Below are 26740 nucleotides of genomic sequence, written 5' to 3'. Positions count from 1 at the left end.
TAGCCGGGTCCGCGGCCGCCGACCCGTGGCCCCCTGCCGTGATCACCCGGACGTCTGCAGCAAGTACAGCGCCACCGATCGGTCGACGATCCGGCTCGCCCCGCCGATGATCGTGGCGTCCCACCAGGCGCCGTAGACGTCGTCGAACGCGAACCCGGCGAGCAGCTCTCCTGCCCTGCGCACCACGCTGGGCCGTTCGGGAATGTGGTTCGGATAGCTGTACATGAACGCGACGAGCTCGCGGTTCGGCACGACCTGCACGATGTCGCCGCTGCACAGCGCGCCCGCACCGCCTGCGCCGTCGCTCCAGTGCAGCACGGTTCCGCCCGCGAAGTGCACACCGAGGTTGACCAGCGTCAGGTCGTCGGCGAGGCGCAGCGTGTCGCCGTCCCAGAACCGGATGCGTTCACTCGGCCTGCCGACCCAGTGCCGGTCACGTTCGTGCAGGTAGATCGGCACGTCGAAGGTGTCGGCCCAGTCGACCATGGTCGTGTAGTAGTGCGGGTGGCTGATCGCGATCGCGGTGATCCCGCCCAGTTCGGTGACCCGGCGGACCATCTCGTCGTCCAGATACGCGACGCAGTCCCACAGCACGTTCCCCGATGCGGCGGGTACGAGGAGTGCGCGCTGGCCGATCGCGAACCGCTCCCGGGTGCCGACGCCGTGCACGCCGGGAGCCTGCGGCTCGACCGCCACCGTGTAGTCGGCGGCGCGCAGCCGTGCCAGGCTCGTCCATTGCTGCCCCGCAGGCGGTACGTACTGGCGCACGTCCTCGCAGATCGGGCAGTCCGGCCGCGGTCGGGAATACTGCGTCCCGCAGGTGAGGCAGATGGGCAGGTCGGCGCTCATGGCACCAGACTGGCAGACCTCGCCGGAGCGGACCTGCGGAAACCGGCCGATGTGACAGCGGCGCGCCCCGGCGTGGGGCCGGGGCGCGCCGCTGTCGTGGTCGTCGGCGGGTCGTCAGCTGGCGCCGTAGGGCACGGCCTTCAGCAACTTGACCTTCTCGGTCTTCCCGTTCGGCAGCGGATACTCGCGCGTCTCGCCTTCCTTCGCGCCGAGCAGAGCCTGCCCGAGCGGCGAGTCCGGCGAGTAGATCTCGAGCTCGCCCCCGCCGCCTTCCTCGCGTGTCGCGAGAAGGAACGTCTCGGAATCGTCATCGCCGTCGTACTGGATGGTCAGCACCATGCCCGGCTCGGCGACACCGTTGTTCGATGGGGCCTCGCCGACCTTCGCGTTGCGCAGGAGCTCCTGCAGGTGACGGATGCGGGCTTCCTGCTGGCCCTGTTCCTCACGGGCCGCGTGGTAGCCACCGTTCTCCTTGAGGTCGCCTTCCTCGCGGCTGTCGTTGATCTTCGCGGCGATGACCGGACGATTCTCGATCAACTCATCGAGCTCGCTCTTGAGCCTGTCGTAGGCATCCTGGGTCAGCCAGGTCACCTTGGTGTCGCTCACGGTCACCATCTCCTCCTAGCCTGCCGAACCTGGGTGTGCAGGCCGGCCGCCACGCTCGACGGCGTGGTTCGAAATAAGGAAAGACACGGCCCCGCAAGGACCGTGCCGATGCTAAAGACTACCACGAAACCATGGCCGAATGCCGCTCAGCGTAAGTACCGCCGGGCATTCAGCGCGCGTTTCACTCCGTTGGCCGCTAGGGGCTTGACAGATACCGTGGAATATCGTAGCTGCAGCCGTAGACGTCGGCCGTGACGGGTCGGCCGATGCTCTGGATCACCGTGGAGACACGTTCGATGCCCGATGCGACCAGAATCTCTTTCCGTCCGCTTTCCTGGCCCGACCTGTTGCGCGCCCGTACAATGCACACCCCTTGGCGGTCCGGGTCGTCGCGGGAGACGTCGATGGTGATCTCCACGGCGTTGCCCGGCCGCTCGTCGTAGGTCACCCGCTGCGCATCGATGGGTGCACCGGCGAGGTTCTGATATCCGACATAGGCGGCGATGCTGCTCGCGACCAGCGCGATCGCCGTGAACGTCCACACCTGCCACAACCGGCGGCGCGGCTTCGTCTTCCGCCTCGCGCCGTACCGGTCGGCCATCACGTCCCGGGTGTGCTGGGGGTCCGCCGGCGCCGCGCCTGCTGCCGACGTGTCTCGGGCGGCGTCGTCGGACGTGGGCTCCTCGGGCAAAACGGAGGCCTCCCGGTCGGGGCTGTCGTGGCTACCAGGAAGATGGATGTCATCCCCGGCGTTACGAGTATCCGGGGAGGCCCGCCGCGGGCGGGTTCGGGGTCGGCGAGCCCGGTCCGGGCGCGTCGGTGAGGCCGCGCAGCGGGGCGCGGGAGGTGGGCCGACGGCGCGACGTCGGCCCCGCAGTGGACAGCAGCGGATACAGCACAGGTGTGAGAGGGGTCTGGTCGGTCATGACTGGATCGAACGGAACTGGGTCGGTCGACACCGGGCAGGCGGAGGCGAGTAACGGGTTGCGGCTCATGGCCGTGCACGCCCATCCCGACGACGAGTCGAGCAAGGGCGCGGCCACCATGGCCCGGTACGTGGCCGAGGGTGCCGAGGTGATGGTTGTGACCTGCACCGGTGGTGAGGCCGGCGACGTGCTCAACCCGGCGATGGACCGCCCCGAGGTGCACGAGCACATGGACGAGATCCGGCGTGAGGAGATGGCCAACGCCGCGAAGATCCTCGGTGTGCAGCACCGCTGGCTCGGTTTCGTCGACTCGGGTCTGCCGGAGGGTGACCCGCTGCCGCCGTTGCCGGAAGGCTGCTTCGCCAGGGTGCCGCTGGACGAGCCGACCGAGGCGCTGGTGCGTGTCATGCGCGAGTTCCGCCCGCACGTCGTCATCACCTACGACGAGAACGGCGGTTACCCGCACCCGGACCACATTCGTACCCACGAGGTGTCGATGGCCGCGTTCGACGCCGCCGCCGACCCCGACCGGTTCCCCGGCGCGGGCGAGCCGTGGCAGGCGTCGAAGGTCTACTACGTGCACGGCTTCTCCCGTGCCCGGATCACCGCGTTCCACGAGGCGCTGCTCGAGGCCGGGCAGGAATCGCCGTGGGCCGAGTGGCTGGAGCGGTGGGACCCGGACAAGCCGGACATCATGGAGCGGGTGACCACCCAGGTGCCGTGCTCGGGGTACTTCGAGCAGCGCGACGACGCGTTGCGTGCACACGCGACGCAGATCGACCCGACGAGCCGGTGGTTCGCGGTTCCGCTCGAGACCCAGCGCCGACTGTGGCCGACCGAGGAGTACGAGCTGGCCCGCTCGCTTGTCGACAGCACCGTTCCGGAGGACGATCTGTTCGCGGGCGTTCGAGAGAAGGTGAGTCCCTGATGTTGCCTGCGGCGATGGCCGGACCGGCGATGACTGCGACGGAGGTGCTGGCCCAGCAGCAGGACACCGGTGGGCAGGGACAGGACTTCGGCAAGTCCTCCCCGGTCGGTCTGCTGTTGATGCTGGTGTTCCTCGTCGCGGTGGTCTTCCTGGTGCGGTCGATGACAAAGCACCTGAAGCGGGTACCGGCGAGCTTCGGCGAATCCGGCGATGACACGGACGAGGGTGCCGGGGACGGCGCCGAGGACAGCCGCGACGACGGCGACGCAGGCACGGCCTCGGCCGTGACCGCCGCTTCCGGGGACAAGGCGAAGCCCGACGAGTCCTGACGCCCGCAACGGGCTGTCGTCAGGCGAACAGGAAGACGTGGCCGGACGGCAGTCGTACGGGCGCGAGCGTCGTGGCGGGCCGGTCGGCGATCTGGATGAGGGCCGTCCATCCCGGCGGTTCGCCGGTCCGAGTGCGGAACACGGCGTCGCTCAGGGCCAGGCCGAGCCCGTCGCGGTAGAAGCGGCCCGCACTGGTGGGGGTCGTCGACGTGTGCACCAGGCGCCGTGGGGTGCCCGGCGTGACCGGATGTGTCCATCCCGCGAACGTGCCGGGTTGCCACAGCGAGACGGCCGCGCCGAACGGGTCGACGACGGTGGCGAGCACGCCGAGGCCCGCGATCGGCGACGGCGGGGCGACCGAGGTGCCCCCGGCGGTCACGGCGGCGTCGTGCACCCGAGCGGCGTCGTCGACGGCGACGTAGTAGCTCACGTGGGGTTCCGTGCCCGGCGGATATGCTCCGCTGCGGAGGCTGCACAGCCCGGCCATCCAGTGGCCCTCGAACCGGGCTTTCCGTACGGTGGCGGGGTCGCGGTGGTCGTCCGGGTCGACGACGCACTCCCAGCCCAGCGCGGAGTCCAGTTCCCGCTCCGTCGCGTCGAGGTCGGGCGTTTTGATGTCCATCCAGCAGAATTCGCCGGCCGGGCGCATACCGAGGATCCTGACCGCCCGATTGGTCGGGTGCAACCGGAACGTCGCGTCGTGGGGGCGCGGGCGGCGCCGCGGCCACGGCCGTGCAGGGTCGCGGGCTCGTCGATGCCGTCGGCAAGCGTGTCCATGACCGATCGCCCGGTCGACAGATCCTGGTGGCCGGTCGTGGCAGCCGGAAGATGATCAGGTCACGTAGGCGCGCAGGGTGCCGACGGTGCGGAAGCCGAGCCGTTGGTACAGCGAGAACCCTGCCGGGCTGGACTGCAGCGTGGCCGTCCGTTGGCCGCGCTCTCGCGCTTGGGCGAGGAGTACCTGCAACAGTTGCGCGCTCAACCCCCGGCGCCGGTGATCGGGATGTGTGACCACCCACTGCACCGAGGTGTCGGAACCGACGTCGAGGGCGACTGCGGCGCTGACGAGCCGACCGGAGTGGTCGCGGATGCCGTGGCCGTGTCCCGCACCGGGCGGGATTGCGGCCAGCAACGGTCCCAAGGCCTGCTGCTGGTAGGCCAGATCGTTGAGTGCGCCGATCTCGCCCAGCTCGGCGGTGCCCACGGCGCCGGCCTCGTTCCGGTCGGCCTCGGTCCCGGTCACCGTCAGGTCCAGGGCCATGGCCGGCATCGCCACGTCGGGCTCCTCGCGACGGCCCGGCGGCGGGCCGGAGCTTGTCCAGAGGCAGTGGGGGAGGTGCTCGCCGGTGGGCGGGGCTGCTGTTCCGACCGGGACAGCAGCGGCGTCGATCCAATGGTGGTTGTCGGCCCAGGGCACGACGGCCCCGAGCGCATCTGATCGCCGGACTTCGGTGGCGTCCGCGCCGTAGCGGCCGAGCGCCGCGAGGGCTTCACCCAGACCGGCCACCGACTGTCGGAGCAAGGCTTGATCCTCGGATTTCGTACTCGACATGGCGCTCAGGCTAGGCGGGCACGCCGATGTTGACCATGGACTGCGCCGGATCTGCTACCACCGTAGGGGTCGGCCGCCGGTTCCGCGGTGCGCGGCGCCGGCTCGGCGTGACGACCGTGGTGCGGACCTGGCGTCCACGGGCCGGGCACGCGTGCATGGCGCGGGGTGGCAGGGGAGACTCTCGGTATGGCCAATCGCCTTGCGAACTCGACGAGCCCGTACCTGCTCCAGCACGCCGACAACCCGGTCGACTGGTGGCCGTGGTGCCCGGAGGCCCTGGCCGAGGCGGCCGAACGCGACGTGCCGATCCTGCTGTCGATCGGCTACGCGGCCTGCCACTGGTGTCACGTCATGGCGCACGAGTCGTTCGAGGACGACGACATCGCCGCGGTGATGAACGAGCATTTCGTGAACATCAAGGTCGACCGCGAGGAACGGCCGGACCTCGACGCCGTCTACATGTCGGCCACCCAGGCGATGACCGGTCAGGGCGGCTGGCCGATGACGTGTTTCCTCACGCCGGACGGCAAGCCGTTCCACTGCGGCACGTACTTCCCGCCCCGGCCGGTGCACGGTATGCCCGCCTTCCACCAAGTGCTCGACGCGGTCGCGAAGGCGTGGTCCGAGCGGCGGGACGAGCTCGTGGAGGGCGCGGGCAAGGTCGTCGACCACGTCGTCGAGCAGTCGGGCCCGTTGCGGCAGCAGACGCTCGACGACGACGCGCTCACCGGCGCCGTCGGAAAGCTGCGGCAGGAGACCGACCCGGGCTACGGAGGCTTCGGCGGAGCGCCGAAGTTCCCGCCGTCGATGGTGCTGGAATTCCTGATCCGGCACTACGAGCGCACCGCCAACCCCGCCGCGTTGTCCATTGTGGAACTGACGGCGGAGGGGATGGCCCGCGGCGGCCTCTACGACCAGCTGGCAGGCGGGTTCTCGCGGTACTCGGTCGACGGCAGGTGGGTCGTACCGCACTTCGAGAAGATGCTGTACGACAACGCGCTGCTGCTGCGCGCCTATACGCACATGGCACGCCGTACGGGCCATTCGGGCGCACGTCGCATCGCCACCGAGACGGCCGAGTTCCTGGTGCGGGACCTGCGCACCGAACAGGGCGGGTTCGCCGCCTCGCTCGACGCCGACACCGACGGTGTCGAAGGGCTGACGTACGTGTGGACGCCGCAGCAGCTCGTGGAGGCCCTCGGTGACGACGACGGTGCCTGGGCGGCGGAGACGTTCGCCGTCACGGAGGAGGGCACGTTCGAGCACGGCACGTCGACCCTTCAGTTGCCTGCCGACCCCGACGACACCGAACGCTGGCAGCGCGTGCGGGAGACGTTGCTGGCGGCGCGGAACCGGCGACCGCAACCTGCGCGGGACGACAAGGTGATCGCCGGGTGGAACGGCTTGACGATCGCGGCACTGGCCGAGGCGGGCGTCGCGCTCGGCCGGCCGGAGTGGGTCGAGGCCGCGAGCGAGGCGGCACGGCTGGTGCTCGACGTCCACGAGGTCGAAGGGCGGCTGCGGCGCAGTTCCCGGGACGGCGAGGTCGGCGACGCCGCCGGCGTGCTGGAGGACTACGCGTGCACCGCGGACGGCCTGCTCGCGCTGCACCAGGCGACCGGCGAGGCCATGTGGTTGTCCGCGGCGCTGCGGCTGCTCGACGAAGCGGTCGACCGGTTCGCCGCCGAGGCGCCAGGGGCGTTCCACGACACGGCCGACGATGCGGAGGAGCTGTTCAGCAGGCCGGCGGACCCGACGGACAACGCGAGCCCGTCGGGCGCATCGGCGTTGGCGAGCGCGCTGTTGACGGCGTCGGTGCTGGCCGGCCCGGACAGGGCCAGCCGGTACCGGTCGATCTGTGAACAGGCCGTCGCGCGTGCGGGTGCGCTGGTGATGCAGGTGCCGCGGTTCGCGGGCAACTGGGCCGCCGTGGCGGAATCGCTGCTGGCCGGGCCGGTGCAGGTCGCCGTCGTCGGGGAGACGGAATCCTCGCGTTCGGAGCTGCTGGCGACGGCGTCGGAACGCGTGCCCGGCGGCGCGGTCGTCGTGGCCGGCGAACCCGAGGCCGGCGGCGAACTCGACGCGGGCAGGGTGCCGTTGCTGGCCGACCGGCCGCTGGTCGACGGTGAACCCGCCGCCTACGTGTGCCGCGGGTACGTGTGCGACCGCCCGGTGACCGATCGGGACGACCTGGTGCGCGCGCTCGCCCGCTGACCCGGTCTGCCCGGCGTCGGCCCGCAGACCGGTCGCGCGGGTGCCGGGTTCGGTGCCGCCGGAGCCGAGTGTCCACTGTGGTGCCCGCGGTGGGGTGAAAGCGGACCGGACCCGTGCATGTCACAGTGCGTTCGTCCGGCTCGTCCGGCACGCTGACGGCATGAACTCCCTGACTGACGTCCTCGACGGCCGGTGGGCGGGTATCCGCCGTGACGTGCGTGCGCAGGTGGCGGGCACGGCCCAGCCCGACGCGTACGGCCTGGGCCGTGAGGAGCACCGCGCGCAGGTGCTCGACCAGCTGCACGAGCTCGCTGCGACCGGCAGGCCGCACCTCGGGTTCCCCGTCGCCTACGGCGGCAAGGGCGACATCGGCGGGACGATCGTCGCGTTCGAGATGCTCGGGTTCGGCGACCTGTCGCTGATGGTCAAGGCAGGCGTGCAGTGGGGACTGTTCGGCGGCGCGGTGGAACTGCTGGGCACGCGAGAGCACCACGAGAAGTACCTGCGGTCGATCATGGACCTGGAGCTGCCGGGGTGCTTCGCGATGACGGAGTACGGCCACGGCTCGGACGTGCAGAACCTGCGCACCACCGCCACGTACGACCCGGCCGCCGAGGAGTTCGTGATCCACACGCCGGACGCCTCGGCGCGCAAGGAGTACATCGGCAACGCCGCGCGCGACGGGCGGATGGCGGCGGTGTTCGCCCAGCTCGTCACCGGTGGTGAGAGTCGTGGGGTGCATGCGTTCCTGGTGCCGATCCGTGACGACGCGGGTGTCGCGATGCCGGGCGTGACGATCGAGGACTGCGGGCACAAGGCCGGGCTCAACGGGGTCGACAACGGCCGGCTCACGTTCGACGGGGTGCGCGTGCCGCGGACGGCGCTGCTGAACCGCTACGGCGACGTCGCCCCGGACGGCACCTACGCCAGCCCGATCGAGAGCGACGGCAGGCGATTCTTCACGATGCTCGGCACGCTCGTGCGCGGCAGGGTGAGTGTCGCGGGCAGCGCGGGCAGTGCGACGAAACGGGCGCTGACGATCGCGGTGCGGTACGGCGATCGGCGCACCCAGTTCGAACGTCCCGGCACCGACGACGAGGTGGTCGTGCTCGACTACCTCGGCCACCAGCGGAAACTGCTGCCCGCGCTGGCGACGACGTACGCCCTGCATTTCGCGCAGGAGGAACTCGTCACCACGCTCGACGAGCTGCAGCGCACCGAGGAACCCGACGAGCGCGCCCGCCGTGAGCTCGAATCGCACGCCGCGGGTGTGAAGGCGGTCGCGACGTGGCATGCGACGTCGACGATCCAGGCGGCGCGGGAGGCGTGCGGCGGTGCGGGCTACCTGGCAGAGAACATCCTGCCGCAGCTCAAGGCCGACACCGACGTGTTCACCACGTTCGAGGGCGACAACACGGTGCTGTTGCAGCTCGTGGCGAAGGGGCTGCTGACGAGCTACGAGCAGGAGGTGCAGGACCTCAGTCCACTTGAGACCGCGCGGTTCGTGGCCGAGCAGGTCGTGGACACCGTGATCGAGCGGACGTCGGCGCGCAAGGTGATCGAACGGATCATGGATGCGAGCCCGCGCCGGGACGACGAGGACTCGCTGTTCGACCGCGCGTGGCAGATCGCCGCGTTCGAGGACCGCGAGGAACACGTGCTCGACAGCCTCGTGAAACGACTGCGGAAAGCGGGCCGTGACAACGGGTTCGAGGTGTTCAACAGTGCGCAGGACCACGTGCTGCGCGCCGGCCGGGTGCATGTCGACCGGATCGTGCTGGAGGCGTTCGTCGGCGCGATCGACCGGTGCACCGACCCCGGCACCAAGGCGCTTCTCGAGCGGGTGTGCGACCTCTATGCGCTGGCCAACATCGAGGCCGATCGCGCGTGGTTCCTCGAGCACGGGCGGTTCACGGCCCAGCGTGCGAAGGCCGTCGTCGCCGCCGTGAACGAGTTGTGCGGCGAATTGCGCCCACGGGCCCGTGAACTCGTCGACGCGTTCGCGATCCCGGAGCAGTTCCTGGCCGCGCCGATCATCGCGGACTAGCCACGGGGCTCCTCACGTCCAGGCTGTCGGCCGTTCCTGATAAGAAGAGTCATGGACGCGGCCGACAGACAGGTGTGGGCGCATGTTGACGAGTCATTTCCGCAGTTGCCCAGCGGCCGGTTTCTGTATGCCTTGGCCAACGTGGTGACCGATGTGGTGCAACGTGGCGTAATACGGGGTGAACTTCAAGCTCTGGCCTATCGTGACGGTCTGCGAGCGGTGCATTTCGCTGATGAGAACCGCGCGCGCCGCGTGGCACTTGCCAAACAGGTCGCCGGGCTGGAGCTACTCGGAACGATCGTCGTGACGCAGATCGGTGCCGCGCAGAAACTCGAGGACTGCAGGTCACGTTTGTTGACCGCAGCCGCAGCCAGATTGCAGCGCGTCGAGCACGTGAGTCGGCTCGTCATGGAATCACGTAGTCAGGCTGACAAGAACGACAGGAAGACGATCGATATCGCCCGGTCGCGTAGACACCTTTCCGGCCGGTTGACCATCGACTTCGCGCGCAAGAGCACGGATCCGGTCCTGTGGGTCGCCGATGTCATCGTCAGTGCTTTCACTGTCGCGGAGAAGGGCGGTGACCCCGAGCCCGGGGAGGTGTTGAACGACGGTCAGGTCATCGACGTGCAGCGCCTCCAGGAACGCGGCGCCCCTGGCTGGCATGCGCAAGGGCCCGGTCCCGCTATCCCGCGGGGGTCCGGGCCCCTACTTCCAGTCACGTCCTCGAACGCCTGGCAGTTCGTCGCAACCGAGTTGCACCTTGATTCTAACGCATCCCGGTTCGCTGTCGAGCCCGAGCAGTTCCTGGCCGCCCCGATCATCGCGGACTAGCGGCAGGCCTCACACGAGGGCGTCTTCTCGTGCCCGTGTGGTTGCGCGCCTGTCCGGCGGTCCAGACGAGGAGTCCGCAGAGGGCGAACGTTCCGCCGAGAACGGCGGATCCCGTCCACCCCGCGGCGGAGTACAGCGTGGTGGTGGCGGTTGCTCCGAGAGCGGAGCCGAGCGAATAGAACAGCATGTAGCCGCCGATGGCGCTGCTTGTCCGGTGCGGGTACGCCTCGGTGAGCACGTGCTGGTTGCTGACGTGCACCGCTTGGACCGCGAGGTCGAGCAGGACGACACCCAGGACGACCAGCCAGAGCGACCAGGTCGCTTGCCCGGATGCCAACCACGACACGGCCAGGAGAGCGAGGGCGCTGCCCGTGACGGCGTTCGCACGACCGGCGTCGGCCCATCGTCCCGCCCGTGCTGCTCCCAGGGCGCCTGCGAGGCCGGCGATTCCGAAGAGGCCGATCTGCGCCGTGGTCAGCTGCCATGGCTCGGCTGCGAGCGGCAGCGCGAGCCCGCTCCAGAGTGCGCCGAACGAGGCGAACAGGAAGAACGTGATCAGCCCGCGTGAGACGAACAGGCGCTTGCGGAAAAGGCCCGCGAGCGAGCCGAGTACCTCGCCGTACGTCGCGCGTACGCCGCGATGCTCCGCGGGGAGCAGCTTCAGGACGAGAACGGTGAGCACGATGAGGAGCACGGCGAGTGCCACGTAGATGCTGCGCCATCCCCAGAGCTCGGCGAGGCCGCCCGCCAGTAAGCGGGATCCGAGAATGCCGATGACGACGCCGGATGTGACGACTCCGATCGTCCGGCCCCGGTCGGCCGCCGTTGCGAGGTCGGCCGCAAAGGCGACGGTGGTCTGGACCACGACGGCGAACAGGCCGGCGACGGCGAGTCCGGCGAGGAGGAACCAGAGCTGGCTGGCGGTCGCCGCGGCCATCGTGCCGACCGCGGCGAGGGTCAGGTGACCGGCGATGAGATGGCGCCGGTCGAGCATGTCTCCCAGCGGTACGAGGAATACCAGACCTGCCAGGTAGCCGATCTGTCCCGTCGCCACCATCCAGCCCAAGCGGGCTTGCGGCACTCCGAGGTCGTGACCCACCTGGACGAGTACGGGCTGCGCGACATAGATCGTCGCAACGGCTACCGAGCAGATCGCGGCGAGCAACATCCTCCGGCCGAACGTGAGAACCACGAGCCCTCCTGATTGGTAGCAAAATGCAACTGATTGCAGAGTGCGGCAGAATGGTTTCAAATCGCAACTCATGGGAGGGGTCATGACGCACGCCGCCCGTTTCGACGGCATGGACTGGACGGACGCGCCGTGCCCGGTCGCGCGCACCCTCGATCTCGTCGGAGATCGATGGAGCCTGCTGATCGTGCGCGACGCGATGGACGGCGCGCGGTCGTTCGGCGACTTTCAGCACCGCACCGGAATCGCACGTAACATCCTGAGCGACCGCCTCCGGCGCCTGGTCGAGCGCGGCATCCTCGATCGGCAGCCGGCACCGTCGGGCCGCCGACAGGTCTACGTGCTCACCGAGGCCGGCCGCGACCTCTTCGCGGTCGTCGTGGCGATGCGCCAGTGGGGCGAGCGACATGCGTTCGCCCCGGGCGAGGTCCACTCCGTCCTCGTGGACGACGACGGGCTCCCGCTGGCCGAGCTACGCCCCACCGACAGTCACGGCTCCACCGTGACCACCGATACGACCACGGTCGTGCCGCCCCACGACGACTAGGTGCGTTCGAGGCGGTAGGACGCGGCCGCCTCCGGTGCGGCTCCCGTGGCCAAGGCGTCGAGGGCCAGTCGGGTCGCGGGGAAGAGCGCGTCCGGCAGTTCGTCGTCGCGAAACCACTGCCAGCTGCGGAACACCTGCGGTTCGAGGACCCGTGGTTCGCCGCGGACATCCCGGGCCACGGCCACGGCGGTCGCCGTGACGCCGGGTTCGGGGGACAGCACGAGGTGCGCGACCTCCACGGTCTCGGCGACGAGTCCGGTTTCCTCGGCGAGTTCGCGCGCGGCGGCCCGTTCGAAGCTTTCTCCCGGGTCGACCGCGCCGCCGGGCAGGCACCAGACGGTCGGTTCGCCTGCCTTGTCCCGCAGTCCGAGCAGTGTCCGGCCGTCGCCGTCCCGCACGACGACGCCGACCCCGACGGTTCCGTTGCCGCTCGCCATCAGCGCAGCCCGGTGACGGAATCGGCGCGGGGCATCGGTTCTCCTCGAACGTACGGACAGGTCCGGACCGCAGCCTACCGCCGCACGGCCCGTAGGAGCCCCATGCCGTCAGAGCGGGGAGGACGTCGAACGTCAGTCTCGCGCCTGTGACGGCGGCCTGCCGTATCGCTTGCGGTAGGCCGCGGCGAAGCGACTGGCGCTGGAAAAACCCCAGTGCGCCGCGACGTCGCTGACCGTCGGTGCGGCCGGGCCGACCAGCTCGGCGTGCGCGCGCCGCAGGCGCACGTCCGTCAGGTACTCGGTGGGTGTGGTCCCGACCCACCGGCGGAACCCCTCCTGCAGCCTGCGCACGGTCGTGCCCGCGACGGCGGCCATCTCACCGGCGGTCCAGGCCCGGCCGGGATCGTCGTGCAGTTCGTCGAGCAGCCTGCGGATCGAGCGTGGCCGGGCAGGTGCGCCCTCGCCCGAATCGGGGCAGCTCGCGAGCAGGAATCCCGCGGCGACCGCACCGGCGAGCTGCTCGGCCACTGGCCCGACGTCGGAGAACAGCTCGGGGTTCTGCAGATTCGCGGCGAGGCTGCCCACGAGCTGTCGCCAGGCGTATGCGGGGCCCGCGTCGAGCCGCAGCTGGTCGGGGAGTCCGGCGCGCAGTCCGGACCGGTCGGTGCCGATGATCCGTTCCGACTCCCGGTCGAGCCAGGCGCTGTCGAACTTGACACCCAGCACGGTGCACGTGGCGTCCCAGTGGCTGATCAGGGACGGCGTGTCCGCCCGGAAGACCGTTCCCTGGCCGGGAACCGACGACACCGGGCCGCGGGCGCCCCTGCTCTCCAGATGGCCCGTGAGTGGCAGGTTCACCTCGTAGGCGCCGGGGTAGTCGCATTCGATCCCGACGTCCGCACCCCAGCCGACATGTCCGACGAGCACCGGGCCGAGGTCGAGCGTGCGCAGCGTCAACCGCGGCTCGCGGCCACCACCCAGCGGCCGGAGCTCGTGGGGAAAATACGCGTCCGCCACCTCCCGGGACGCCTGGTCCCAGTCGTGCGGTGCGCGACCACGTCGTGCGCGCATAGCCACAGACCGTACCCGAGGCACAGATCACCGACCAGGAATGTGCGCGCCGTTCGGGCCCCACGGGTCACTCCGTCGCGACGAAAACTCGTACTGCTCGCGCGATCGGTGTCGTGAGCGCGCGAAGTGTGTCGTCGCGGGGGTGGAGCCGGTCCTACCTTCCGTGCTCATCCCGGACAACGACGTGGGAGGAGACGCCCCGATGACGACCACCGAACGGCCCGATCTGTCCTGGCTCGACGAGGTCACGATGGCCGATCTGGAACGCAATCCGTACGCCACCTACGAACGGTTGCGTGCCGAGGCGCCGCTGGCGTACGTGCCCGTGCTGGGTTCGTACGTGGCCTCGACCGAGGAGGTCTGCCGCGAGATCGCGACGAGCCCCGACTTCGAGGCGGTCATCACCCCTGCAGGTGGCCGCACCTTCGGACACCCCGCGGTCATCGGCGTCAACGGTGACGTGCACGCCGACCTGCGCACGATGATCGAGCCCGCGCTGCAGCCCGCGGAGGTCGACCGTTGGATCGACGACCTCGTGCGGCCCATCGCGCGTCGCTACCTGGAGCAGTTCGAGAACGACGGGCAGGCCGAGCTGGTCGCCCAGTTCTGCGAGCCGGTCAGCGTGCGTTCCCTCGGCGATCTGCTCGGACTGCAGGACGTCGAGTCGGACAAGCTGCGCGAATGGTTCGCCAAGCTGAACCGTTCGTTCACCAACGCGGCGATGACCTCCGACGGCGAGTTCGCCAACCCGGAGGGCTTCGTCGAGGGTGACGAGGCCAAGGCCGAGATCCGGTCGATCGTCGACCCGCTGATCGACGAGTGGATCGAGCAGCCCGACGACAGCGCCATCTCGCACTGGCTGCACGACGGCATGCCGCCGGGGCAGACGCGCGACCGCGAGTACATCTACCCGACGATCTACGTGTACCTGCTCGGCGCGATGCAGGAACCGGGTCACGGCATGGCGTCGACGCTCGTCGGGCTGTTCAGCAGGCCGGAGCAGCTCGAGGAGGTCGTCGACGACCCGACGCTGGTCCCGCGTGCGATCGCCGAGGGCGTGCGCTGGACGTCGCCGATCTGGTCGGCCACGGCGCGGATCTCGACCAAGCCCGTGACGGTGGCCGGTGTCGACCTGCCGGAGGGCACGGCGGTGATGATGTCGTACGGCTCGGCCAACCACGACACGGGCCGCTACGAGGCGCCGACCACCTACGACCTGCACCGCCCGCCGCTTCCGCACCTCGCGTTCGGCGCGGGCAACCACGCGTGCGCCGGTATCTACTTCGCCAACCACACCATGCGGATCGCGCTGGAGGAACTGTTCGAGGCGATCCCCAACCTGGAGCGCGACACCCGCGAAGGTGTCGAGTTCTGGGGCTGGGGTTTCCGCGGACCCACCAGCCTGCACGCGACCTGGGAGGTCTGACATGACGTTCGCGGTCACCGTCGGCGGGCGCAGCGTCGAATGCGACCAGGACCAGGCGCTGCTGGACGCGTGCCTGCGGGCGGGCGTGTGGATGCCGAACTCGTGCAACCAGGGCACGTGCGGCACGTGCAAACTGCACGTCGTCTCCGGCGAGGTCGACCACGGCTCGTCGCCGGTGGAGACACTGTCCGACGAGGAACGCTGCGCGGGGATGGCGCTGGCCTGTCAGGCGCGGCCGCGCGGCGACGTCGAGTTGCGGCCGCAGGGCACGAGTGCGGCGCGGACGGCGAACCCGTTGCGGGACATGGTGGCCACGGTGCGGGAGATCTCCGACATCGCCCGCGACACCCGCCGAATCCTGCTCGGGTTGAACGAGCCGTTGACGTTCGACGCGGGCCAGTACGTCGAGCTGGTCGTACCGGGCTCGGGTGAGCGCAGGCAGTACTCCCTGGCCAACACGGCCGACGAGGACAAGGAGCTCGAACTGCACGTCAAGCTCGTGCCCGGCGGGGTGGCCACCCACGGCTGGCTGTTCGACGGTCTCGCCGCGGGCGACGAGGTGGACATCTCCGGACCGTTGGGCGATTTCCACCTGCCGCCGGAATCCGAGGACGACGGCGGGCCGATGGTCCTCATCGGCGGCGGTACGGGACTGGCGCCGTTGGTCGGCATCGTGCGGACGGCGCTGCGCAGGCATCCGGAGCGGGAAGTCGTGCTGTACCACGGCGTTCGTGGTGAGGACGAGCTCTACGACGGCGACCGGCTCACCGAACTGGCAGGGCAGTACCCGAACTTTCGGTTCGTCCCGGTGCTCTCGCACGAGCCCGCCGACGGCTACCGCGAGGGATTCCCGACCGACGCCTTCGTCGAGGACGTCTCCACCGCACGCGGGTGGACGGGCTGGCTGTGCGGCCCGCCCGCGATGGTCGAGGCCGGGGTCAAGGCGTTCAAGCGCAGGCGGATGGCGCCCAGGAACATCCACCGGGAGAAGTTCACCCCGGCGGATGCCTGAGGAGCCGCGGCCGGGTGTGCCGGCGGGGTCGCGCAGCCCGCGGGCACACCCGACCGGCGAGAGCGCGCGGGAGTGATCACGCTCCCGCGATCGGTGCCGAGGAGCCGCGGCGCCGATCGCGGGGATGCGTCATCGGGTACCGGGTCAGGGTGCGCGGCTGCTCCGCTCGCGAGGCTTCACGTCTCGCGGGTCCACTCGCCGGCGAGTATCGAGTAGAGCACGGAGTCCCGCCAGGCGCCGTTGGTGAAGACGTGATCACGCAGCAGTCCCTCGCGGGTGAAGCCGACTCGCCGGACGACGGCGTGGCTCGCCTCGTTGTCGGGCCCGACGGCGGCCGACACCCGGTGCCGCCGCAACGCTCCGAAGGCCAGTTCCAGCATGGTGCGAACGGTGTCGGTGGCGTATCCACGGCCTTGATGACCGGCCGCGATGGCGTAGCCCAGTTTCGCGGACTCGACACCGGTGAAAGCCGAGGCGCGCGAAGCCGACGACCTCGCCGGAGCCGCCCTTCGGCGACACCGCGAGGTGGTACTCCGACCGCGGTTCGAGTCGTGCGCGTTCCAGGATCCCGTCCAGTAGGGCCGAGGCTTCGCCCCGCGTGCGGGCGTCGAACGCGAGATGGGACGTCACACGCTCGTCGCCGACGATGCGGTGCACGTCGTCCAGATCGTCGCGCGTGAACTCACGGATCCTGACGCGCTCGCCGACGAGATCGATTCGATGGTTCGTCACCGGTGCAACGTAAGCGTGCGTCGCCGAACGTGTGCAGGTGTTGGTGCGACGCGCGGGGCAGCGATCAGACCGCGGTGGCGGCGACCAGCACGAGCATGAAGCTCACGACGATGATCGCGACCCGGACGTGGTGCAGACGGTCCCAGTGCCGGTGCTGTTCGCGCCAGTCGGAGGGATGGTCGTCGGCCGTCCAGGTCGCGGATCGGTTGTTGATCGGGACGAGCAACGCGATCGACAGGATCACGCTGATCACCAGCAGTATCGCCGCGATCGTGGCCGGGCCCGCCGGAGCCCTTCCCCAGGTCACGACCGTCAGGGTTGTGGTGAGCGCGAGTGAGGCGGCGTACCAGATCGGCATGGCCCGGCCGAGCATGCGTGCTCCGTCGGCACGACCTTCGAGCGAGGGGCCGGCCGGCAGTCTGCGCAGGATCGGGTTGACGACGAGTGCGACGGCGAGCTCCACCCCGACCATCAGGCCGACAACGGTCGCGGTGACGACGGCAAGCATCGGAGTCATGGGCGAATCCCTCGGGTTAGCAACGCTAGAATATCTAGCACCGCTAGACTAGGCGCGGGCTGTCGCCGACGGCAAGGAGGATCGATGGCCGAGGGCATCAAGGGCATGGCGACGGCCGAGGGCTCGGCGCGGCGGCGTCGCACCGAGGAGCGACGCAGGCGAATCCTGGACGCCGCCCGCGCCAGAGCCGACGCCGAAGGCTGGGCCGCCGTGACGACCCGCCATCTGGCCGTCTCGATCGGCTACACCCAGCCCGTGCTCTACGGGCACTTTCCCGGTGGCAAGAGCGAGATCATGCGCGCTGTCGCGCTCGAAGGGTTCACCGAGCTGGCGCAGGTGTGCCGGGCCGCGGTCGGCGAGAACGTCGGATGCCGGGCCGTCGAAGCGGTGGCCGTCGCATACCTCGACTTCGCTGCCGCCCACCCTGCGCTCTACGAGGCGATGTTCCAGTCGCCCCTCGATGCGCGGTTCGCGCAGCAGGACGCGGAGTCCGAACTGCGCGAGGGATTCGCCGCGCTCGCCGATGCGATCGGAGACGACGGCGACGGCACCGTGACCGAGGTGCTGTGGGGCGCGTTGCACGGACTCAGCCTGCTGGAACGCGCCGGGCGGCTGCGTACGGATCATCGCGACGAGCGCATCGCGGAACTCGCCGCGCGCTTCTGCCGGTGACCGGCCGGCCCCAGCGTCAGTACATCGACAGCCAGATGGCGATGTAGTGGCAGATCGCGGCCAGCACGGTGCAGAGGTGGAAGAACTCGTGATACCCGAAGGTCTTCGGCCAGTAGTTCGGCCAGTGGGTTGCGTAGAAGACCGAACCGAGAGTGTACAGCGCGCCGCCGACGAGCAGCAGCACCAGCGCGGCCACGCCGCCGTTGGTGGCCAGTTCGGGCAGCACGAACACCGCGACCCAGCCGAGCGCCACGTAGATCGGCACCCCGAACCAGCGCGGCGCCGTCGGCCACAGCATCTTCAGGGCCACGCCCGCGACCGCACCCGTCCAGACGACCGTGAGCACGATGTAGCCCGTGGGCTGGGACATCGCGAGCAGCGTGAACGGGGTGTAGGTGCCCGCGATGAACAGGAAGATCATCGAGTGGTCCGCGCGCTTCATCCACTGGTACCCGCGGGGGCTCCAGATGTGCCGGTGATACAGCGCGCTGACACCGAACAGGCCGAGGACCGTCGCACCGTAGATCGACGTCGCCAGCGCGGCCAGCCCCGACACCGTCGACGCGGCCAGAGCGATGAGAGTGGCGCCCGCGGCCACGGCACCGAAGAAACTCCAGAAGTGCAGGTGCCCGCGCAGCCGTGGCCGGTTCTCGACGGACTTCTCCGGACGCTGTTCTGCCCCGGAACGTTCCTGCGGACGGCCGTCGCTCAGAGTGCTCACCCGGCCCAGGTTAGGGGGCCGCGGGTGTCCGGTGTACCCGTGCGGTGTGAACATCACGTTCCGGGTGCGGGGCGAGCCCGCACCATCGCGCCGCGGGCAGGCGTACGCTGCCTGGACGTGAGTCTTCGGTCGTTAGCCTCCAAGGTCGTGTACCGCCTGTACTCGTGGCGGTTGCAGCAGCAGTCCGGTGGGAAGCATCCCCAGCACATCGGCATCATCCTCGACGGCAACCGCCGGTGGGCCAGAGAGGCGGGCTTCACCGACGTCAACGGCGGGCACCGGGTCGGCGCCAAGCGGATCGCCGACTTCCTCGGCTGGTGTGGTGAGGCGAACGTCGAGGTCGTGACGCTGTTCCTGCTCTCGACCGACAACGTGCGCAATCGCGCGAACGAAGAGGTGCAGGCGCTGCTCCAGATCATCCCGGACGTCGTCGACGAGCTGGCCGCGCCGGGCAACCCGTGGCAGCTCTCGATCGTCGGGGCGCAGGATCTGCTGCCCGCCGACGTCGCGACCCGGCTGACCGCCGCTGCGCAGCGCACCGACGGGCGCAAGGGCATGGTCGTCAACGTCGCCGTCGGCTACGGCGGCAGGCAGGAGATCGCCCACGCCGTGCGCAAGCTGCTGCGGCAGCACGCCGACGAGGGCACGTCCATCCGCGAGCTGGCCAAGATTCTGGATGTCGACCATATCTCCGAACATTTGTATACTTCGGGGCAGCCGGACCCCGACCTCATCATTCGGACGTCCGGAGAACAGCGCTTGTCCGGTTTTCTGCTGTGGCAATCGGCGCACTCCGAATTCTGGTTTACCGAGGCTTACTGGCCGGCTTTTCGGCGAGTCGACTTTCTCCGGGCGTTGCGCGACTACGCGGTGCGGAACCGTCGGTACGGGGGTTGAGCAGGCTGCGGCATCGCGGCGCGGCGCGCGGGGTGTGAACACTGCTCGGTAAAGGTATTGACCTGCAGATACGAGGATGCTACCCGCTTGTTGATCACCGTCTCGGGGTGCCGATCTTGCCCGTCGCAGACGGTTTCTGGTATATGCAGAGCCTATTGCTCTTCCGGCTTTGTAGCGGACCGGAAACCGTTGGTCTTTTCCGGTGAGAACGACGTTCGGGCGCCCGGGTTTCGTGACTTTCGGTGGTGAGTCGCGGGGCGTGCGTGTCCCGTGTCCGGCATCGACGTGACAAATCGGTGAATCACCTGGCTGGATGCCTGCATTTGTTGACGCTCGGCGGTAGTTTCGCGGGTGACGGACCACGAACCGATGTGGTTCGTCGCGGGAGGCCCTGGTCGTGGCAGTGATACAGCGGACGGCGAAGCCGTTCAAGCACACGAGGGGGCCGGCACCGGGCCCTCGTGGCCGTGTGACCTGACGCTTCCGGCGTCGGATCAGCGACCAGCCAGGGCAGTGCCCGGCCCAGCGAGTGCGGGCGTGGTGCCAACGCCCCTGAGGGAGATGCCGTCGTGACTGCGCAGCGTTCGCCCCAAGATGCCTCCGGCCCCGCTACCACCGGCGCCTCGGGCTTCGACCCCGACGCCGCAGGATCCCCAGGTCAGCCCCGGACCTTCGTGCTCGACACCTCGGTACTGCTTTCCGACCCGTGGGCGATGACGAGGTTCGCCGAACACCCGGTGGTCCTGCCGATCGTCGTGATCAACGAGCTCGAAGGTAAGCGGCACCACCCCGAACTGGGCTGGTTCGCACGCGAGGCCCTCCGGTTGCTCGACGACCTGCGCCGCAAACACGGCAGGCTCGACGCACCGGTGCCGATCGGTGAACACGGTGGCACCCTGCACGTCGAACTGAACCACTCGGACCCGACGGTGCTGCCGCCGGGCTTCCGCACCGAGGCCAACGACCACCGCATCCTCGCGTGTTCGCTCAACCTGTCCAACGAGCGCGACGGTGGCGTCACCCTGATCACCAAGGACATCCCGTTGCGGGTCAAGGCCGGTTCGGTGGGCCTCGACGCCGACGAGTACCGGGCCGAGGAGGTCACACCGTCCGGCTGGACGGGCACGGCGGACCTCGACGTGCCCCAGGAGGCCCTCGACCAGCTGTTCTCGAAGGGGTCGGCCGACCTCTCCGACTTCGGCGTGCCCGACGCGGCCGAACTGCCCTGCCACACCGGCCTCCGGCTGCTCGCGGGCACGTCCAGCGCACTCGGCAGGGTCACGCAGGACAAACAGGTCAAGCTCGTGCGCGGCGACCGGGAGGCATTCGGGCTGCACGGCCGTTCCGCCGAACAGCGGATCGCCCTCGACCTGCTGCTCGATCCGGACGTGGGGATCGTGTCGCTCGGCGGCCGTGCCGGTACCGGCAAATCGGCGCTCGCGCTGTGCGCAGGGCTCGAAGCGGTGCTGGAACGCGGGATGCACCGCAAGGTGGTCGTGTTCCGGCCGGTGTACGCGGTCGGCGGCCAGGATCTGGGCTACCTGCCCGGGTCGGAGAACGACAAGATGCAGCCCTGGGCCCAGGCGGTGTTCGACACGCTCGGCGCACTGGTCAGCCAGGAGGTCATGGACGAGGTGCTGGACCGCGGCATGCTCGAGGTGCTGCCGTTGACCCACATCCGCGGCCGATCGCTGCACGACTCGTTCGTGATCGTCGACGAGGCGCAGTCGCTGGAGCGGAACGTGCTGCTCACGGTGTTGTCACGGCTCGGGGCGGCGTCGCGGGTGGTGCTGACCCACGACGTCGCGCAGCGGGACAACCTGCGGGTCGGCAGGCACGACGGCGTCTCGGCGGTGATCGAGAAGCTCAAGGGACACCCGCTGTTCGCGCACGTCACGATGACGCGCTCGGAGCGTTCGCCCATCGCGGCCCTGGTCACCGAGATGCTCGAATACCACGGCTGACCCACGCCCGCCCGTTTTCACGCCCCCAAGGGCACCATGGTTGCACTCAGTGCGACTGTTCTTCCCCTCGCTTCCATCGCCGTGGCCGCGGGGCGCGAGGGGAAGAGTGGTCGCGTTCAACGCAACCAAAATGCCCTTGGGGGCGCTTCGCGTCACCAGCCGCCGGGGAGGGGGCGGCCCTCGGCGAAGCCTGCCGCCGACTGGACACCGACGACGGCGCGTTCGTGGAACTCCTCGAGGCTCGTCGCGCCCGCGTAGGTGCACGCCGACCGCACGCCTGCCGTGACCGAGTCGATGAGGTCCTCGACACCGGGCCGCGTCGGGTCCAGTGCCATCCGCGACGACGAGATGCCCTCTTCGAACAGGCTCTTGCGGGCCCGCTCGTAGCCGTTGTCGGTCCGCGTGCGCGCGCTCACCGCGCGCTTCGACGCCATGCCGAACGACTCCTTGTACGGCCTGCCCTGCTCGTCGTACCGCAGGTCGCCGGGGGATTCGTACGTGCCTGCGAACCACGAGCCGACCATGGCCGCCGACGCGCCCGCCGCCAGCGCCAGCGCCACGTCACGCGGGTGTCGCACGCCGCCGTCGGCCCACACGTGCTTGCCCAGCTCCCGTGCCGCCTCCGCGCATTCCCGCACCGCGGAGAACTGTGGCCGTCCGACGCCGGTCGCCATCCGCGTGGTGCACATCGCGCCGGGGCCGACACCGACCTTGACGACGTCGGCGCCCGCATCGATGAGGTCGCGGGTACCACGGGCCGTGACGACGTTGCCCGCGACGATCGGAACGGTCGAACCGGCCGGCAGCACCGACCGGACCGCCTTCAGCGCCGCGATCATCTTCTCCTGGTGGCCGTGCGCCGTGTCGACGACGAGCACGTCGACACCCGCCTTCAGCAGGGCCTCGGCCTTCGCGGGGACGTCGCCGTTCACGCCGATGGCCGCCGCGATCCGCAGCTGGCCCGCGTCGTCGGACGCCGGCGTGTAGATGCCTGCCCGCAGCGCTGAGACCTGGGTGAGTACGCCCGCGAGCCTGCCGTCGTCGTCGACACCCAGCGCGAGCCGCCCGCCGTGTTCCTGGACGCGCTCGAACACCTCACGCGGCGGGGTGTCCATCGGGCACGTCAGCACGTTCTCGTCGATGATCTCGCCGAGGCGGGCGAAGCGGTCGACGCCGGTGCACGCCTGCTCGTCGACGATGCCGACGGGTTTGCCGTCGGCATCGACGATCGCGACCGCCCCGTGGGCGCGCTTGCCGACGAGGTTGAGCGCGTCGGCGACGGCGTCACCGGGGGTGAGCACGAGCGGGGTGTCCCACACGGCGTGACGGCTCTTCACCCATGACGTGATGTCGGCGACGGCGGCCGGGTCGACGTCCTGGGGCAGCACGACGAGGCCGCCGCGCCGCGCGACGGTCTCGGCCATACGGCGGCCTGCGACCGCCGTCATGTTGGCGACGACGAGCGGAATCGACGTGCCGGTGCCGTCCGCCGTCGAGAGGTCGACGTCGAAGCGGGACTCCACGGCCGAGCGGTTCGGCGCGAGGAACACGTCGTCGTAGGTCAGATCGTGAGCGGGCCCGTGGCCATCGAGAAACTGCACGAGACTCCAGCGTACTGGACAGCGCGGCAGAAAGCGGGTGGTGCCTGTTCGACGGCACGGCGGCGGGGTGCCGATGCGGTCATACTGACGCCATGGACGGGCGTCGACAGGAGGGCGGGTGGGAGTTCGCCCGTGCCCGCGGGTTGGCGTCGGACGCGGTGGTCTCCGCGGTCGGGTACCGGTCCGAGCTCGACGTGCCCGCGGTGCATCGTGGCGTTCCCACGCCGGCCGTCACGTTCGTCCTCAGCCTGGACGAGCCCATCGTCACCGGCCTGACCCCGGAAGCGGCGGTCCGGCCGGACGCCTTCGCGACCCACATCGCACTCGGCGGGTTGCACACCAGCCCGGTCTACCTCGCGCAGCCCCGGGTGCAGACCGGGATCCAACTCGCGGTTCGGCCGCTGGCGGTACGTGCGCTGTTCGGCATCACCCTGGCGGAACTCCGCCAGCAGCCGGTCGACGGGCGCGACGTGCTCGGGGCCGGGGCCGAGTTGTTACGCGAGCGGCTGAGTGAGGCGGGAAGCTGGGCGCGGCGCTTCGCCGTGCTCGACGAGCAGCTGCGCGCGCGGCTGGCAGGCGCCCCGCGCCGGTGCCTGCCACGCGGGGACGTCGCCGAAGCATGGCAATGGATCGCCCACCATCGCGGTACCGGATCGATCGCCGGCCTGGCGCGGCACGTGCAGTTGAGCGAGCGGCAGCTCTCGGCGGTGTTCACGGCCGAGTTCGGGTTGTCGCCGAAGGCCGTGGCGCGATTGATGCGTTTCGAGCACGCCCGCCAGCGCATCACCCGAGCGGTGCGAGCAGGCGGGCCGCTCGATCTCGCCGGCACCGCCCACGTGTGCGGTTACGCCGATCAGTCCCATCTGGTTCGTGACTTCCGCCGGTTCGTCGGGACGTCACCGAGCGGCTGGGTCGCCGAAGAACGCCGAAACATCCAAGCGGGTGCAGCCCCGCCGGCGGAAGAATTTCCCCTATGACTACAGCGAACAGCGCATCAGAAGAAACCGCATCCACCGACGCCCGTCCCGCCCCTACCGTGTGGCCCACTCTGCAGGCCAGGGACGCAGGCGCGCTGATCGATTTCCTCGTCGACACCGTGGGTTTCCTGCGGACAGCCGTGTACGCCGACGGCGACCGGGTCGTCCACGCCCAGCTCGACTGGCCGGAGGGCGGCGGCGTCATGCTCGGCTCGCACCAGCCCGACGGCGACTGGTCACGAGAGCCGGGAACCGCCGGAACGTACGTCGTCACCGACGATCCCGACGGCCTGTACGCGCGATTGCGCGCCGCGGGGGTCGACATGGTGCGTGACATCGAGGACCAGGAGTACGGCAACCGGGAACTGGCCATCCGGGACCCGGAGGGCAACCTCTGGTCGTTCGGCTATTACCGGGGTGAGCCCCGGGCGTGACGTCCGCAGGGCCGTGCGCTCACCCGTCGACGTTCACCCGCCCACGCTCACCTGTCAGCGCCGTTGGCCGTGGCCATGCCGGCCAGTCTGCGGGCGAGGCGGTCGGCGGCCTCGCGCAGTTCGGGCGGTCCGAGGATCTCGCTGTCGAACGGCAGTCGCCCGAGGTGCAGGGCGATCAGGTCGAGGTCGTCGCCTCCCGAGACGAGCAGGCAGCGTCCTTCGGCCTCCGGGGTGACGCGGGCGGCCTGCGGCGGCACGTAGGCGGCGACCTGTTCGGCCTCCGCGTGGACGAGTACGCGCGCGGTGTGGCGGTACGGCGAGGACGTCACCGATTCCTGTACGTAGGCGACCGGATCGGGATGGTCGCGCGGCCGGAAGCGCCACGTCGTGGCGGTCACGTCGTGCATGCGGTCGAGGCGGAACGTGCGCCAGTCGTCGCGGTCGACGTCCCACGCCATGAGGTACCAGCGGTGGCTCGTGGCGACCATGCGCACGGGTTCGACCGTGCGGGTTGCGGCGTCGCCGCGCATCGTCGTGTAGTCGAAGCGGGCGCGCACGGTGTCGCGGCACGCCCTGGCGAGGGTGAGCAGGACGTCGGGGTCGACCTCGGCGCCGGGCGACACGAGTGTGTCGGTCGCGGTGTGCACGGCGCGGACCTCGCTGCGCAGCCGGGGCGGCATCACCTGGTCGAGCTTGGCCAGCACCCGCAGGGCGGCCTCGCCGGTGCCGGCGACCGTGCCACCGGAGGCGACGCGCAGGGACACGGCGGTCGCGATCGCCTCGGCGTCGTCGAGCAGCAGCGGAGGGAGGCGGGTGCCCGCACCGAGCTGGTAGCCGCCGCCGACCCCGGCCGTGGCGTGCACGGGATAGCCGAGCCCGCGGAGACGTTCGACGTCCCGGCGCACCGACCGATTGGTGACGTCGAGTTCGGCGGCCAGTTCGCTCGCGGTCCATACGGGTCTGCGCTGAAGCAGCTCCAGCAGGCGCAGCACCCGTTCGGTGGTCCCCTCGACGGTCATGTCCGGATCCTGGCACACATCGCGGACGGCAACTGTCCGCATTCGGCGCGAGACTGGGTTCATGACCGAATCGACATTCATGACCGAGTCGACGCCCCGGCGGGCGGGTGGCACGTGGAACGCGGTGCTGCGCGATCAGCTCACGTGGCACTGGGACAACCAGGTGCGCGGGCGCCTCGACGGGCTGTCCGACGACGAGTACTTCTGGGAGCCCGTTCCGGGCGCATGGAACGTCCGGCCGCGCGGCACGAGCACGGCACCCATCCAGGGCGGCTCCGGCGCGATGACCATCGACTTCGCCGTTCCGCCGCCCGAGCCCGAGCCGGTGACGACCATCGCCTGGCGCCTGGGGCACGTGATCGTCGGCGTCCTCGCGATGCGCAACGCGTCGCACTTCGGCCGCGAGGCCACCGACTACGCCACGTTCGACTACGCAGGGACGGCCGACGAGGCGCTCGCACAGCTCGACGCCGAGTACGCGACGTGGCTCGCCGGGGTCGAAGCACTGGGTGAGGAGGGGCTCGCCCGGCCGGTCGGCCCGGCCGAGGGGCCGTTCGCCGACAGTTCGATGGCCCGGCTCGTGCTCCATATCCACCGGGAACTCATCCACCACCTCGCGGAGGTCGCACTGCTGCGCGACCTCTACCTGCACACGGAGCGCTGACATGGCACGAGAGCTGCAGATCACGATCGACGCCGCCGACCCGGAAACTCTCGGCACGTTCTGGGCCGACGTGCTCGGCTACCGGCAGATGGACCCGCCGGGCGGGCACGCGACGTGGAACGAGGCGCTCGCCGCGATGGGTGTGCCGGAGGAGCGGTGGAACGACGCGAACGCGATCGTCGATCCGGACGGTGAGGGCCCGCGGATCTTCCTGCAACGAGTTCCGGAGGAGAAGGCGGGAAAGAACCGACTGCACATCGACGTGCGCGCCGCTCCGGAGTTGGAAGGGGAGCCGCGGATGGCCGCGTTGGAGGACGAGGCGCGGCGGCTGACGGCGCTCGGCGCGAAACGGCTCGAACGGTTCGAGCCGGCGCCGCCCCTCGGCTCGGGCTGGATCGTGATGGCCGATCCCGAAGGGAACGAGTTCTGCCTGGACTGATTCCGGGGCGGCCGGCGACTGTGCTCCGGACGTGCCGTGCGCGCTCGGCGGCCGCGTCCACTGTGGCCTGACCGGTCGTCCATAGTGGCCGGGAGTCCGCTTCATCGTGGCCGCGTGCCGGATCGGCGGAGCCCGG

General features: G+C 70.0%; 28 protein-coding genes and 1 pseudogene. 15 read left to right on the top strand and 14 right to left on the bottom strand.

The genetic code is table 11. The annotated features are described in order from the left end of the window. Nucleotides 1-42: 42 nt before the first annotated feature. The 4 genes from LY12_RS12290 to LY12_RS12275 form a co-directional block, all read right to left on the bottom strand. Entirely contained in the window at nucleotides 43-849 is an 807-nt protein-coding gene (locus LY12_RS12290) for an MBL fold metallo-hydrolase (protein WP_253856114.1), read from the bottom strand. Between the two features lie 114 nt (nucleotides 850-963). Continuing rightward, on the bottom strand, nucleotides 964-1461 hold the full coding sequence (greA, locus tag LY12_RS12285) for a transcription elongation factor GreA (RefSeq protein WP_253856113.1): 498 nt from the start codon (nucleotides 1459-1461) through the stop codon (nucleotides 964-966). A gap of 190 nt (nucleotides 1462-1651) precedes the next feature. Next, nucleotides 1652-2056, bottom strand: coding sequence for a DUF4307 domain-containing protein (locus LY12_RS12280; protein WP_253857335.1), 405 nt, complete (start codon nucleotides 2054-2056; stop codon nucleotides 1652-1654). A gap of 151 nt (nucleotides 2057-2207) precedes the next feature. Next, the gene (locus LY12_RS12275; protein WP_253856111.1) at nucleotides 2208-2381 is read right to left on the bottom strand and encodes a hypothetical protein; all 174 of its coding nucleotides are present in this window, start codon (nucleotides 2379-2381) and stop codon (nucleotides 2208-2210) included. 67 nt (nucleotides 2382-2448) lie between these two features. Here LY12_RS12275 and mca point away from each other — a divergent pair, with 67 nt between their 5' ends. Further along, a complete protein-coding gene (gene mca, locus LY12_RS12270; protein ID WP_372493523.1) occupies nucleotides 2449-3309 on the top strand; it encodes a mycothiol conjugate amidase Mca in 861 nt (286 codons plus the stop codon). 29 nt (nucleotides 3310-3338) lie between these two features. Then, nucleotides 3339-3638, top strand: a complete 300-nt coding sequence (locus LY12_RS12265; RefSeq protein ID WP_308292106.1) for a hypothetical protein — start codon at nucleotides 3339-3341, stop codon at nucleotides 3636-3638. Nucleotides 3639-3657: 19 nt separating this feature from the next. Here the strand turns inward: LY12_RS12265 and LY12_RS12260 are convergent, their stop codons facing one another. Next, nucleotides 3658-4287 (bottom strand): VOC family protein, encoded by a 630-nt coding sequence (locus LY12_RS12260; RefSeq protein ID WP_253856108.1) that lies wholly within the window; start codon nucleotides 4285-4287, stop codon nucleotides 3658-3660. A gap of 183 nt (nucleotides 4288-4470) precedes the next feature. Then, the gene (locus LY12_RS12255; protein WP_253856106.1) at nucleotides 4471-5190 is read right to left on the bottom strand and encodes a GNAT family N-acetyltransferase; all 720 of its coding nucleotides are present in this window, start codon (nucleotides 5188-5190) and stop codon (nucleotides 4471-4473) included. Between the two features lie 186 nt (nucleotides 5191-5376). Between LY12_RS12255 and LY12_RS12250 the strand changes: the two genes are divergently transcribed. From LY12_RS12250 to LY12_RS12240, 3 genes are all read left to right on the top strand, one after another. Further along, a complete protein-coding gene (locus LY12_RS12250; RefSeq protein WP_253856103.1) occupies nucleotides 5377-7404 on the top strand; it encodes a thioredoxin domain-containing protein in 2028 nt (675 codons plus the stop codon). Between the two features lie 160 nt (nucleotides 7405-7564). Then, complete coding sequence (locus tag LY12_RS12245; protein ID WP_253856101.1) at nucleotides 7565-9451, top strand: acyl-CoA dehydrogenase family protein; 1887 nt, start codon at nucleotides 7565-7567, stop codon at nucleotides 9449-9451. A 51-nt stretch (nucleotides 9452-9502) separates the two neighbouring features. Continuing rightward, entirely contained in the window at nucleotides 9503-10285 is a 783-nt protein-coding gene (locus LY12_RS12240) for a hypothetical protein (RefSeq protein WP_253856099.1), read from the top strand. On the opposite strand, the gene LY12_RS12235 is transcribed toward LY12_RS12240, so the two are convergent. Further along, the gene (locus LY12_RS12235) at nucleotides 10272-11477 is read right to left on the bottom strand and encodes an MFS transporter (RefSeq protein ID WP_253856096.1); all 1206 of its coding nucleotides are present in this window, start codon (nucleotides 11475-11477) and stop codon (nucleotides 10272-10274) included. The two genes, LY12_RS12240 and LY12_RS12235, sit on opposite strands and share 14 nt — an antisense overlap. Nucleotides 11478-11559: 82 nt before the next feature. Between LY12_RS12235 and LY12_RS12230 the strand changes: the two genes are divergently transcribed. Beyond that, nucleotides 11560-12021, top strand: coding sequence for a winged helix-turn-helix transcriptional regulator (locus LY12_RS12230; RefSeq protein ID WP_253856094.1), 462 nt, complete (start codon nucleotides 11560-11562; stop codon nucleotides 12019-12021). On the opposite strand, the gene LY12_RS12225 is transcribed toward LY12_RS12230, so the two are convergent. Both LY12_RS12225 and LY12_RS12220 read right to left on the bottom strand, forming a co-directional pair. Further along, entirely contained in the window at nucleotides 12018-12458 is a 441-nt protein-coding gene (locus tag LY12_RS12225) for an NUDIX domain-containing protein (protein ID WP_253856092.1), read from the bottom strand. The two genes, LY12_RS12230 and LY12_RS12225, sit on opposite strands and share 4 nt — an antisense overlap. Before the next feature lie 132 nt (nucleotides 12459-12590). Further along, the gene (locus tag LY12_RS12220) at nucleotides 12591-13529 is read right to left on the bottom strand and encodes an AraC family transcriptional regulator (RefSeq protein ID WP_253856090.1); all 939 of its coding nucleotides are present in this window, start codon (nucleotides 13527-13529) and stop codon (nucleotides 12591-12593) included. A 202-nt stretch (nucleotides 13530-13731) separates the two neighbouring features. On the opposite strand from LY12_RS12220, the gene LY12_RS12215 reads away from it, so the two are divergent. Both LY12_RS12215 and LY12_RS12210 read left to right on the top strand, forming a co-directional pair. Further along, on the top strand, nucleotides 13732-14955 hold the full coding sequence (locus LY12_RS12215; protein ID WP_253856089.1) for a cytochrome P450: 1224 nt from the start codon (nucleotides 13732-13734) through the stop codon (nucleotides 14953-14955). A gap of 1 nt (nucleotide 14956) precedes the next feature. After that, nucleotides 14957-15967, top strand: a complete 1011-nt coding sequence (locus LY12_RS12210; RefSeq protein ID WP_253856086.1) for a 2Fe-2S iron-sulfur cluster-binding protein — start codon at nucleotides 14957-14959, stop codon at nucleotides 15965-15967. A 176-nt stretch (nucleotides 15968-16143) separates the two neighbouring features. On the opposite strand, the pseudogene LY12_RS26255 reads toward LY12_RS12210, so the two are convergent. Beyond that, nucleotides 16144-16624, bottom strand: a pseudogene (locus LY12_RS26255) (GNAT family N-acetyltransferase). Between the two features lie 139 nt (nucleotides 16625-16763). Then, nucleotides 16764-17216 (bottom strand): anthrone oxygenase family protein, encoded by a 453-nt coding sequence (locus LY12_RS12200; RefSeq protein WP_253856084.1) that lies wholly within the window; start codon nucleotides 17214-17216, stop codon nucleotides 16764-16766. A gap of 84 nt (nucleotides 17217-17300) precedes the next feature. Between LY12_RS12200 and LY12_RS12195 the strand changes: the two genes are divergently transcribed. Then, nucleotides 17301-17888, top strand: a complete 588-nt coding sequence (locus LY12_RS12195; protein WP_253856083.1) for a TetR/AcrR family transcriptional regulator — start codon at nucleotides 17301-17303, stop codon at nucleotides 17886-17888. 16 nt (nucleotides 17889-17904) lie between these two features. On the opposite strand, the gene trhA is transcribed toward LY12_RS12195, so the two are convergent. Next, nucleotides 17905-18600: a PAQR family membrane homeostasis protein TrhA gene (gene trhA, locus LY12_RS12190; RefSeq protein ID WP_253857333.1), complete on the bottom strand. Its 696-nt coding sequence runs from the start codon at nucleotides 18598-18600 to the stop codon at nucleotides 17905-17907. Nucleotides 18601-18726: 126 nt separating this feature from the next. Here trhA and LY12_RS12185 point away from each other — a divergent pair, with 126 nt between their 5' ends. Both LY12_RS12185 and phoH2 read left to right on the top strand, forming a co-directional pair. Then, on the top strand, nucleotides 18727-19506 hold the full coding sequence (locus LY12_RS12185; protein ID WP_253856081.1) for an isoprenyl transferase: 780 nt from the start codon (nucleotides 18727-18729) through the stop codon (nucleotides 19504-19506). Between the two features lie 569 nt (nucleotides 19507-20075). After that, a complete protein-coding gene (gene phoH2 / locus LY12_RS12180) occupies nucleotides 20076-21470 on the top strand; it encodes an RNA 5'-3' helicase PhoH2 (RefSeq protein WP_253856079.1) in 1395 nt (464 codons plus the stop codon). A gap of 152 nt (nucleotides 21471-21622) precedes the next feature. Here phoH2 and guaB1 read toward each other — a convergent pair whose 3' ends face one another. Then, entirely contained in the window at nucleotides 21623-23071 is a 1449-nt protein-coding gene (gene guaB1 / locus LY12_RS12175; RefSeq protein WP_253856077.1) for a GMP reductase, read from the bottom strand. Between the two features lie 92 nt (nucleotides 23072-23163). On the opposite strand from guaB1, the gene LY12_RS12170 reads away from it, so the two are divergent. Together LY12_RS12170 and LY12_RS12165 are read left to right on the top strand one after the other, a co-directional pair. After that, entirely contained in the window at nucleotides 23164-24048 is an 885-nt protein-coding gene (locus LY12_RS12170; protein WP_253856075.1) for an AraC family transcriptional regulator, read from the top strand. Continuing rightward, a complete protein-coding gene (locus LY12_RS12165) occupies nucleotides 24045-24482 on the top strand; it encodes a VOC family protein (RefSeq protein WP_253856073.1) in 438 nt (145 codons plus the stop codon). Before LY12_RS12170 ends, LY12_RS12165 begins: the two co-directional genes overlap by 4 nt. 47 nt (nucleotides 24483-24529) lie before the next feature. Here LY12_RS12165 and LY12_RS12160 read toward each other — a convergent pair whose 3' ends face one another. Then, a complete protein-coding gene (locus tag LY12_RS12160; RefSeq protein WP_253856071.1) occupies nucleotides 24530-25501 on the bottom strand; it encodes a helix-turn-helix transcriptional regulator in 972 nt (323 codons plus the stop codon). 61 nt (nucleotides 25502-25562) lie between these two features. On the opposite strand from LY12_RS12160, the gene LY12_RS12155 reads away from it, so the two are divergent. Continuing rightward, complete coding sequence (locus tag LY12_RS12155) at nucleotides 25563-26165, top strand: DinB family protein (RefSeq protein WP_253856069.1); 603 nt, start codon at nucleotides 25563-25565, stop codon at nucleotides 26163-26165. 1 nt (nucleotide 26166) lies between these two features. Then, a complete protein-coding gene (locus LY12_RS12150) occupies nucleotides 26167-26604 on the top strand; it encodes a VOC family protein (protein ID WP_253856068.1) in 438 nt (145 codons plus the stop codon). The last annotated feature ends 136 nt before the right edge of the window (nucleotides 26605-26740 follow it).

This window comes from Prauserella alba (assembly GCF_024171735.1).
Classification (GTDB): Bacteria; Actinomycetota; Actinomycetes; order Mycobacteriales; family Pseudonocardiaceae; genus Prauserella; species Prauserella alba.
Note: the sequence above shows the minus strand (reverse complement) of the source record. Positions and strands in the feature narration are given on the sequence as shown.

Bases quoted from the DNA above. Each gene is read 5' to 3' on its own strand.
- LY12_RS12290 (WP_253856114.1), bottom strand. From the start codon at position 849: ATGAGCGCCGACCTGCCCATCTGCCTCACCTGCGGGACGCAGTATTCC.
- LY12_RS12280 (WP_253857335.1), bottom strand. From the start codon at position 2,056: ATGGCCGACCGGTACGGCGCGAGGCGGAAGACGAAGCCGCGCCGCCGG.
- LY12_RS12275 (WP_253856111.1), bottom strand. From the start codon at position 2,381: ATGACCGACCAGACCCCTCTCACACCTGTGCTGTATCCGCTGCTGTCC.
- mca (WP_372493523.1), top strand. From the start codon at position 2,449: ATGGCCGTGCACGCCCATCCCGACGACGAGTCGAGCAAGGGCGCGGCC.
- LY12_RS12265 (WP_308292106.1), top strand. From the start codon at position 3,339: ATGACTGCGACGGAGGTGCTGGCCCAGCAGCAGGACACCGGTGGGCAG.
- LY12_RS12260 (WP_253856108.1), bottom strand. From the start codon at position 4,287: ATGCGCCCGGCCGGCGAATTCTGCTGGATGGACATCAAAACGCCCGAC.
- LY12_RS12255 (WP_253856106.1), bottom strand. From the start codon at position 5,190: ATGTCGAGTACGAAATCCGAGGATCAAGCCTTGCTCCGACAGTCGGTG.
- LY12_RS12250 (WP_253856103.1), top strand. From the start codon at position 5,377: ATGGCCAATCGCCTTGCGAACTCGACGAGCCCGTACCTGCTCCAGCAC.
- LY12_RS12245 (WP_253856101.1), top strand. From the start codon at position 7,565: ATGAACTCCCTGACTGACGTCCTCGACGGCCGGTGGGCGGGTATCCGC.
- LY12_RS12240 (WP_253856099.1), top strand. From the start codon at position 9,503: ATGGACGCGGCCGACAGACAGGTGTGGGCGCATGTTGACGAGTCATTT.
- LY12_RS12230 (WP_253856094.1), top strand. From the start codon at position 11,560: ATGACGCACGCCGCCCGTTTCGACGGCATGGACTGGACGGACGCGCCG.
- LY12_RS12225 (WP_253856092.1), bottom strand. From the start codon at position 12,458: ATGGCGAGCGGCAACGGAACCGTCGGGGTCGGCGTCGTCGTGCGGGAC.
- LY12_RS12220 (WP_253856090.1), bottom strand. From the start codon at position 13,529: ATGCGCGCACGACGTGGTCGCGCACCGCACGACTGGGACCAGGCGTCC.
- LY12_RS12215 (WP_253856089.1), top strand. From the start codon at position 13,732: ATGACGACCACCGAACGGCCCGATCTGTCCTGGCTCGACGAGGTCACG.
- LY12_RS12210 (WP_253856086.1), top strand. From the start codon at position 14,957: ATGACGTTCGCGGTCACCGTCGGCGGGCGCAGCGTCGAATGCGACCAG.
- LY12_RS12200 (WP_253856084.1), bottom strand. From the start codon at position 17,216: ATGACTCCGATGCTTGCCGTCGTCACCGCGACCGTTGTCGGCCTGATG.
- LY12_RS12195 (WP_253856083.1), top strand. From the start codon at position 17,301: ATGGCCGAGGGCATCAAGGGCATGGCGACGGCCGAGGGCTCGGCGCGG.
- LY12_RS12170 (WP_253856075.1), top strand. From the start codon at position 23,164: ATGGACGGGCGTCGACAGGAGGGCGGGTGGGAGTTCGCCCGTGCCCGC.
- LY12_RS12165 (WP_253856073.1), top strand. From the start codon at position 24,045: ATGACTACAGCGAACAGCGCATCAGAAGAAACCGCATCCACCGACGCC.
- LY12_RS12160 (WP_253856071.1), bottom strand. From the start codon at position 25,501: ATGACCGTCGAGGGGACCACCGAACGGGTGCTGCGCCTGCTGGAGCTG.
- LY12_RS12155 (WP_253856069.1), top strand. From the start codon at position 25,563: ATGACCGAATCGACATTCATGACCGAGTCGACGCCCCGGCGGGCGGGT.
- LY12_RS12150 (WP_253856068.1), top strand. From the start codon at position 26,167: ATGGCACGAGAGCTGCAGATCACGATCGACGCCGCCGACCCGGAAACT.